The 1,417-nt window shown below is 53.2% G+C and carries 1 rRNA gene; it reads right to left on the reverse strand.

What is annotated here, in order from left to right:
- Positions 1-20: 20 nt before the first annotated feature.
- Positions 21-1,417, reverse strand: a 23S ribosomal RNA gene (locus tag ACN6NG_RS29845); the annotation flags it as partial.

Genomic DNA, 1,417 nt, shown 5'->3' on the forward strand with positions numbered 1-1,417 from the left:
GCAAATTGCTTGGGTGTTATATGGTCAAGCCTCACGGGCAATTAGTATTGGTTAGCTCAACGCCTCACAGCGCTTACACACCCAACCTATCAACGTCGTAGTCTTCGACGGCCCTTTAGGGGATTCAAGATCCCAGTGAGATCTCATCTTGAGGCAAGTTTCCCGCTTAGATGCTTTCAGCGGTTATCTCTTCCGAACATAGCTACCCGGCAATGCCACTGGCGTGACAACCGGAACACCAGAGGTTCGTCCACTCCGGTCCTCTCGTACTAGGAGCAGCCCCTCTCAAATCTCAAACGTCCACGGCAGATAGGGACCGAACTGTCTCACGACGTTCTAAACCCAGCTCGCGTACCACTTTAAATGGCGAACAGCCATACCCTTGGGACCGGCTTCAGCCCCAGGATGTGATGAGCCGACATCGAGGTGCCAAACACCGCCGTCGATATGAACTCTTGGGCGGTATCAGCCTGTTATCCCCGGAGTACCTTTTATCCGTTGAGCGATGGCCCTTCCATACAGAACCACCGGATCACTAAGACCTACTTTCGTACCTGCTCGACGTGTGTGTCTCGCAGTCAAGCGCGCTTTTGCCTTTATACTCTACGACCGATTTCCGACCGGTCTGAGCGCACCTTCGTACTCCTCCGTTACTCTTTGGGAGGAGACCGCCCCAGTCAAACTACCCACCATACACTGTCCTCGATCCGGATAACGGACCTGAGTTAGAACCTCAAAGTTGCCAGGGTGGTATTTCAAGGATGGCTCCATGAGAACTGGCGTCCCCACTTCAAAGCCTCCCACCTATCCTACACAAGCAAATTCAAAGTCCAGTGCAAAGCTATAGTAAAGGTTCACGGGGTCTTTCCGTCTAGCCGCGGATACACTGCATCTTCACAGCGATTTCAATTTCACTGAGTCTCGGGTGGAGACAGCGCCGCCATCGTTACGCCATTCGTGCAGGTCGGAACTTACCCGACAAGGAATTTCGCTACCTTAGGACCGTTATAGTTACGGCCGCCGTTTACCGGGGCTTCGATCAAGAGCTTCGCTTGCGCTAACCCCATCAATTAACCTTCCGGCACCGGGCAGGCGTCACACCCTATACGTCCACTTTCGTGTTTGCAGAGTGCTGTGTTTTTAATAAACAGTCGCAGCGGCCTGGTATCTTCGACCGGCATGGGCTTACGGAGCAAGTCCTTGACCCTCGCCGGCGCACCTTCTCCCGAAGTTACGGTGCCATTTTGCCTAGTTCCTTCACCCGAGTTCTCTCAAGCGCCTTGGTATTCTCTACCTAACCACCTGTGTCGGTTTGGGGTACGGTTCCCAGTTATCTGAAGCTTAGGAGCTTTTCTTGGAAGCATGGTATCAACCACTTCGTCGCCTAATGGCAACTCGTCATCAGCTCTCGGCCTTG

This window comes from Pseudomonas sp. TSO6 (assembly GCF_056098905.1).